Here is a 7,758-nt window from a genome sequence, read left to right as displayed (position 1 = left end):
CCGCTGGGCCCATCGAGGTCGATGACCACCGCTTCGCGCACCACCGCCTGTTCCTGCAGCCGCGCTTCGATCTCGCCCAGTTCGATGCGGAAGCCACGGATCTTCACCTGGTGGTCGATCCGGCCTAGGTAATCAATCAACCCGTCGCTTCGGTAGCTGGTCAAATCCCCCGAACGGTACAGCCGTCCTCCTTGTTCATCAAAGGGGTCAGGGATAAAACGCTCAGCTGTTAAACCAGGCCGATTCCAATAGCCACGTGACACGCCAAAGCCACCCAGATACAGTTCACCCGCCATCCCTATCGAGAGAAGGTTCAGGTTGGCGTCCATGACGTAAGCGCTTCGCTGGCCGACCAGGTCGCCGATAGGGGCATAGGCGGCTCCGCACTGTTGGGTCAGATCGGCTTTCCATAGCAACGGGGTAACGACTGTTTCGGTCGGACCATAGCCATTGATGAAATGCTCCGGTCTGAGCGTGCGTTTAGCTAGCTCGAAGCTGGCATCGGGCACCGCATCACCGCCGAAGCAATAGATGCGTACGGGAGGAGGATTGCCGTCCTGTTCGGCATATTCGGCCAGTTGTTGCAGGTAGACAGGAGGGAAGACAGCCGTTGTTACGCAGTATTTATGCAAGGCAGCATAGGTTTGCTCGGCACTCCATAGTGTACTACCGCGAACAAGCAGACTTCCTCCATGAGTCAGCAAGGTCAGCGAGCGTTCCTGGGCTCCATCGAAGGCAAAAGACATGAACTGCAGTTCACGATCTGCCGGAGTGATTGCATAACGCTTTCCAATAGCCAGGCAATGCATGGCCAAAGGTCCATGGGCCACACCTACACCTTTGGGACGCCCTGTAGAACCAGAGGTATAGATGACATACGCTAGGTTGTTTGAATGTACCCGATTAAATGGATTTGCCTCCGGATACCGACTCAGCCACTCTTCTGTCTTATCTAGGCAAACGCTCTGGAATTGATCGGAAATCGGCAAGCATGCCAGCAGTTGGCTCTGGGTCAGCAATAAACTAATACCACTGTCTTTTATCATGTAAGCCAAGCGGTCTTCAGGATAGCCAATATCTAGCGGAACATAAGCTCCACCAGCCTTGAGCACAGCCACCAAGCCAATAAACATATCCAGGCTACGTTCTACCGCAATCCCTACCAGTACATCAGGACCTACACCCAATTCGATTAGCCGGTGAGCTAAACGGTTAGCCTGCAAATTGAATTGCCGGTAAGTCAATTGTCGGCTTTCACTGACCAGAGCAATAGCATCCGGTGTATTGGCTACATGAGTTTCAATCAACTGATGAACATGAAGAGTTTCGGGATAGTGCGTCTGAGCGTGGTTCCATTTCTGCAAGATCTGCTCACGTTCACCATCCCCTAGCAAAGGCAGTTCGGCAAGGCGCTGTTCGGGTTGCAGGGTGATACCTTTCAACAAGTTGATCCAATGCCTGGACATCCGCTCGATCGTGGCCATATCGAACAGATCCGTCGCATAGCTCAGCGAAGCCGACAACCTCGTTTCCGCCTCATAGGTATCCAGCGTCAGATCGAAGTGGACACTGCGTCCTTCCCACTCGAGCCCTTCGATATTCAATCCCGGCAACTGGTGAGACTGGCCTTTCACTCGAGCCTGGTGATTGAACATCACTTGAAATAGAGGGTTGTGACTCAGATTACGTTCGGGCTGCAACGCTTCCACCAGTTGTTCGAACGGCAAATCCTGGTGCGCCTGGGCATCCAATGCGGTTTGCTTGACCTGTTGCAGCAGATCGCTGAAGCGCAGTTGCAGATCGAACTCGGCTTTCAGTACTTGGGTGTTGACGAAGAAGCCAATCAGTCGCTCGGTTTCCATCCGGGTGCGGTTGGCAATCGGCACACCTACACAAATGTCAGTCTGTCCACTGTAGCGGTGCAGCAACGTCTGGAAGCTGGCCAGCAGCAGCATGAACAAGGTGACGTTGTGCTGCTGGGCCACGGACTTCAAGTTCTGGGTCAATTGGCTGTCCAGTTCCAGATCCAGTCGCGCGCCTCGGTGGCTTTGCACAGTGGGCCGAGGGCGGTCGCTGGGCAGTTCCAGAATGGGTTGCTCGCTACCCAGTTGTTCGGTCCAGTAGGCCAACTGTCGCTCCCGCTCCCCCGCTTCCATCCAATCACGCTGCCAGGCGGCGTAGTCGGCGTACTGGATCGGCAGGTTCGGTAGTTGAACTTCCCGACCCTGGCTGTAGCCTTCGTACAGCTGGATCAGTTCGTCCACCATGATCGGGGTGGACCAGCCGTCCGAGACGATATGGTGCAGGGTCAACACCAGTACGTGATCGTCTTCGCCCAGGCGCAGCAGTTTCACCCGCAGCAATGGTCCCCGCTCCAGATCGAATAACCGTGCGACTTCAGCTTCGACCTCGGTGCGGATGAGAGCATCCTGCTCAGCAGTGCTATCGGTCTCTGGCAGATCGTCCACATCCAACGTGAATGGCAGGCGGTCATGAATGATCTGGACAGCTTGCTCGCCCTCCTGACCGAACGTGGTGCGCAGGCTTTCGTGACGCTGGATCAGGGCGGCGAAGCTCGACTGCAGGGCCGACAGATCAAACTTGCCCTTCAGACGCAAGGCTGCCGGAATATGGTAGGCAGCGCTCTCGGGCTCCAGTTGCCAGAGAAACCATTGCCGTTGTTGAGCGTAGGACAAGGCTGCAGTTTCTGTCGCTTCTTGCGCAGCTTCTCGGCGAAATATTGGAGCAATCCCATAAAGATTTATGCCCTGTCGCTTAAGCAAAGTAGCAAGAGCTTTTCGCTCCTTGGTAGATAAAAACGCCACAGAGTCCAGAAGCTCTTGCACTTTAATGTCTCCACTAAGAAATCAATTCATTTATTTCCTCAGCAGAGAGACGTTTAAGAGCCTCTAGGGATTTAGTTAACTCGTCTTGAACTAGATTGGCTTGCGCACCTTCTCGTTGAATGTATTGACTTAAAGCCGCAAGGTCAGGTAACTCAAAAAAATCTTTCGCTTTCAAATCGATATTAAATTGGTTGCGAATTCGAGTAACTACCTGAACCACCAGCAACGAATGTCCGCCCAACTCGAAGAAGTTATCGGTGATACCAACTCGCTCGACTTTCAGCACCTTTCGCCAGATCTCAGCCAACGTGCTTTCCAACCCGTTGCGCGGTGCCACATACTCACCTTGAGTCTGCCCGATTTCCAGGGCCGGCAATGCCTTGCGGTCTAGTTTACCATTGACATTACGCGGTAATTTCTCTAACAGACACCAATGCAGCGGCACCATGTAATCTGGCAATTTGGCCTTCAGCGCTTGTTTAAGGCGTTCGGGTAGGGCGTTATCCTTCGTTGATATTGGCACAGCGTAGCCCACGAGTTGTCGGCCATTGGAGGTTTCTTGCACAGCGACAGCCGCATCGGCGAGCTCCGGATGCTCATGCAGCAGGGCCTCAATCTCGCCCAGTTCGATGCGAAAGCCCCGGATCTTCACCTGATGGTCAACTCGACCTACATATTCCAGCACCCCACTCACCTGTCGCTTCACCAGATCGCCTGTGCGATATAGACGCGCGCCCTCACTTCCGAATAGATGTGGCAGAAAGGCCTCAGCACTTCGTTTGGGGTCGCTAAGATAACCACGCCCGACACCGATACCGGCCACATACAACTCGCCAATGGCACCAACCGGCACTGGGTTCAGGTTGTCATCTAACAAATATAGGCGATTATTATCAGTTGGGGTACCAATAGGCAAATAGCTGCCTCCGGTACAGACTTGCGTCACAGAATGCAGCGCTACATCGTCCGAGCATTCGGCTGGACCATAGGCATTGACTAACCCGACCTCAGGATAGCGATTCAGCCATTGCCTGGCCAGTTCAGGTGGCATCGCCTCGCCAGTCGGTAACATCCAGCGCAGGCTGGGCAATTCTTGTTTCTCTTCGGCCAACATGCCCTGAATCAGCGAAGGCACGCTTTCAAGTACACTGATGCCACTCTGCTGCACATGTGTTAGCAGAGCAACAGGGTCGTGAGCGATGGCATTCGGTACGATTTCCACACAGCCACCGAATAAGGGCGCAGCCAAAAACTGCCAGACCGAAATGTCGAAGCTCTGGGAGGCAGTCTGGGCGATCACGTCTTTCTCGATCAGGCCAAAATATGGCACTTTGCTCAACTGATTGTTGAGCATACCGGCCTGTTCCACCATCACGCCTTTCGGAGTACCAGTAGAGCCAGAAGTGTAGATAACATAGCCCAAGTGCTGACCAGTGACATAGATGCCAAGATTAGTGTCTAACCAGTTGCCTTGTTGCACTTCATCCCAGACCAGCAGCCGTATGGCAGGTAAATTCGTCAGTAACGAACGAGCCTGTTCGACACAGGCCACGCTGCACACCAGTACAGGAGTGTGGCTCAGCATCAGTAAATCAATCAACCGCTGTACCGGCAAATGCGGGTCGAGCGGCAGGTAACCAGCACCAGCTTTGAAACTGCCGATGATCATACCGAGCAGTTCCAAGCCACGTTCGGCCAGTAATGCCACTGGCTGGTCTTCGCTGACTCCAGCTGCACGCAAGGCATGGCCAAGGCGGTTAGCATGAACATTCAGATCACGATAGGTCCATTGTCTATCTAAGCAGCGTGCTACGACTCGCGAAGAACCCTGTGCCACTTGTGCTTCGAACAGTCGCACGTATCCGCTACCTAAGGGATATTCTGCGCCAGTGCGATTGCAGTCCTCCAGTAACCAATGCTGCTCGTCCACACTCAGCAGAGGTAGGCTAGCAAAATCTCCCTCAAAGCCATCGACCAAAGCCTCCAATAAACGCTTAAAGTCATTCAGCAGCCGTTCGACAGTGGCTTCATCGAAAAAGCGTTGATCGTAGGATAAGTGCAGACCCAACTCGTCATCTGGGTACACTACGACAGTCAGCGGATAGTTGGTATGTGTACGGGCACTATCCTCTCGCGCACTAATCTGACCAGCTCCGCTCACTACAGATCGCTCGACGGGAGCGCTTTCGAAAACGAACAAGCTATCAAACAGTTGCTGACCTTTGCGTAGGCCACTGCACTCATGAATCTTTACCAAAGATAAGTGCTCATGCTCGCGCAAGACAAAGTTCTGCTCCAACAAGCTTTGCAACCATTGCCGGACACTGCAGCGATTGCCAAAATCGGGCAAACGCACCCGCAGTGGAATCGTATTGATAAATAGCCCCACGGTATATTGCATTTGTGGGCAACTAGCAGGACGTCCAGCTACAGTTACACCAAACAGGAGATCGCGATTACCACTATAGCGGTGCAAAACTAGCGACCATGCAGCCTGGGCCAATGTGTTGACGGTCAATTGCTGCTGCTGGGCTAGTTCGCGTAAGCGTTTCCCCTGCTCTCTAGGTAATCGCACCATCAGATCGTTAATTACCGAAGCCCCATCATGACGTCGGGCATTACGATCAAATGGCAGAGGTGTTGGCTGCTCTACATCCCGTAATTCCTCACACCAAAAGCTTAACGCAGCCGTTTCGCCTCGCTCCTGTAACCAAGCGATGAAGTCACGATAGCGTGGCGCGGGCACCAAATTATACTCACCACGGTAGAATGCGAAAAAGTCTTCTAAGAGTAAGCTTCGGCACCAGGCATCCAACAGAGCATGGTGATTACAGAGAATGAACCAGTAACGGCTTGGCGAGCGTTTGATAAGGTATAGACGGAAGGGCGGCTTATGTAGCAGATCGAACCCCTGTCGGCGCTCCTCAGCAAGCAGAGTCTGCAGAGCGGCCTCCTGTTCGGACTCAAGTTGCTCGCTCCAGTCCCAGTATTCGAGTTCTAACTCTGTTTTGCGATGAATAATTTGTAAAGTACGCCCTTGGTCATCAACATTGAACGAGGTTCGCAAAGCATCATGCCGGCATATGACCTTACGCCATGCATCAGTGAAACGTGTTAGATCGATATCGCTGTCGATAATATAGCGATCCTGCATGAAATAGATGCCAGAATGCGGTTCGAGCAGGGTATGCAGTAACAGCCCCTCCTGCATCGGCGTCAAAGGATAGATGTCCTCCACGACAGTAGTTGCTATCGGTAAAGCATCCAGTTGTTCCTGAGTCAGGCTTACTAAAGGAAAGTCAGAAGGAGTAGCCCCACCAGCCTCTTCGCTCAGGCAATGGGCAATCAGCGCTTCCAGCTCTTGTTGATACTCACCTGCCAGACGCTCAATAGTATCTCGCCTATAGACTTCACGACTGTAACCCCATTGCAGCGACAACCGACCACCATAGACTTCACCTTCAATACTCAGCCAATTAGCCAGAGAGTCTTGCTCGCTCTGAGCACAACCAGACGATTCCTGGGCGGGTACAAAAAGGGTATTGGCATCAAACTGGTTATCAAATTGACCGAGATAGTTGAAGGTAATCCTAGGTTGTGGCAGCGCTGCAAGAGTAGCCTGAGCCTCAGTTGATCCTAGATAGCGAAGTAGACCATAGCTCATACCTTTAGAAGGAATTGCTCGAAGTTCTTCCTTGATCTGCTTGATGGAGCCAGCAATATCTGCATCTGCATCTGCCCATGGGCTCAGCCGGACAGGAAACATACTGGTGAACCAACCTAAAGTACGAGTTAAATCTAACTCGTCGAATAGATCTTCACGACCATGACCTTCCAATTGGATCAAGATCGATTCCGTTTTACTCCAACGACAAAACACTCGAGCCAGTGCAGTCAGTAATAGATCGTTGACTTGAGTGCGATAAACCGCCGAGGCGTCCTTAAGCAATTGCCTGGTTCGTTCAGCGTCAAGACGGATAATCACGGTCTCACTGTGATGATTCTGCATACTGCCAGCAGGGTTATCACGAGGTAATTCAGCTGGACTCCCGGTGAGACGCTCCTGCCACCAAGCCAGCTCATCCTGCATAACAGGCATTTGTACGTGCTTTTTCAGATACTGAGCCCAGTGCTGATAGGAGCTACTTTTGCTCGGCAACTCTACAGGCATAGCATTTTCAAGCTGTTTATAAACACTCTGCAGATCTTCCAGCAAGATACGCCAAGAAACCCCGTCCACTACTAGGTGATGAATCACCAATAGGAGACGCTGACTGCCGTCAGCTTGCTCTATCAAAGCTCCGCGGAGCATAGGCCCAGCTTGTAAGGAAAGGCTGCGTTGCACTCGCTCGCAGAAGGCATTTAGCGCTTCGGAGTCGTCGGTCCGACCTTGCCACAGATAATCTTCCGCCGTAATTGGTGCATGGGTCTGGCTCCAAACTCCATTTTTCACAGCAAAACGCAAGCGCAGAGCATCATGATGCCTGACTAACACCGCTAATGTCCGAGCCAGTACTGAGGCCTCAAGCCTATGCCGAGGCGTCAACAGTAATGATTGGTTCCAATGATCTCGCGCCTCGAAGGGCTGTTCAAAGAACCAAAGCTGCACTGGAGTCAGCGGTACCATACCCATTACCAACCCTTGGTCAATTAAGGGGCTTTCGCTACGCTCAGCAACTCTTGCTAACATCTGAACGGTTTGGTGCAAAAACAAGTCACGCGCACTGAAACGAATTCCCAGTTGCCGGGCCCGGCTGACCACCTGGATCGAGATGATCGAGTCGCCACCCAGCTCGAAGAAGTTGTCCGTCAGCCCCACCCGCTCGACCTTCAGCACCTGCGCCCAGATCCCGGCCAGTTGCTGCTCCAGTTCGCTTTGCGGTGCCACGTATTCCTGCTGCAGCAGGCTGAT

General features: G+C 52.7%; 2 protein-coding genes. Both read right to left on the bottom strand.

Features of this window, described 5'->3' with window-relative positions:
* Nucleotides 1-2,846 (bottom strand): amino acid adenylation domain-containing protein (locus tag FHR87_RS18435; RefSeq protein WP_183168236.1); only part of this gene is annotated, 2,846 nt, incomplete at its 3' end.
* A 13-nt stretch (nucleotides 2,847-2,859) separates the two neighbouring features.
* Nucleotides 2,860-7,758 (bottom strand): non-ribosomal peptide synthetase (locus tag FHR87_RS18430; protein ID WP_183168235.1); only part of this gene is annotated, 4,899 nt, incomplete at its 5' end.

The sequence above is a fragment of the Azomonas macrocytogenes genome (genome assembly GCF_014191985.1).
Classification (GTDB): Bacteria; Pseudomonadota; Gammaproteobacteria; order Pseudomonadales; family Pseudomonadaceae; genus Azomonas; species Azomonas macrocytogenes.
The sequence above is the reverse complement of the archived record's forward strand: the minus strand, read 5'-3'. Positions and strand labels throughout refer to the sequence as shown.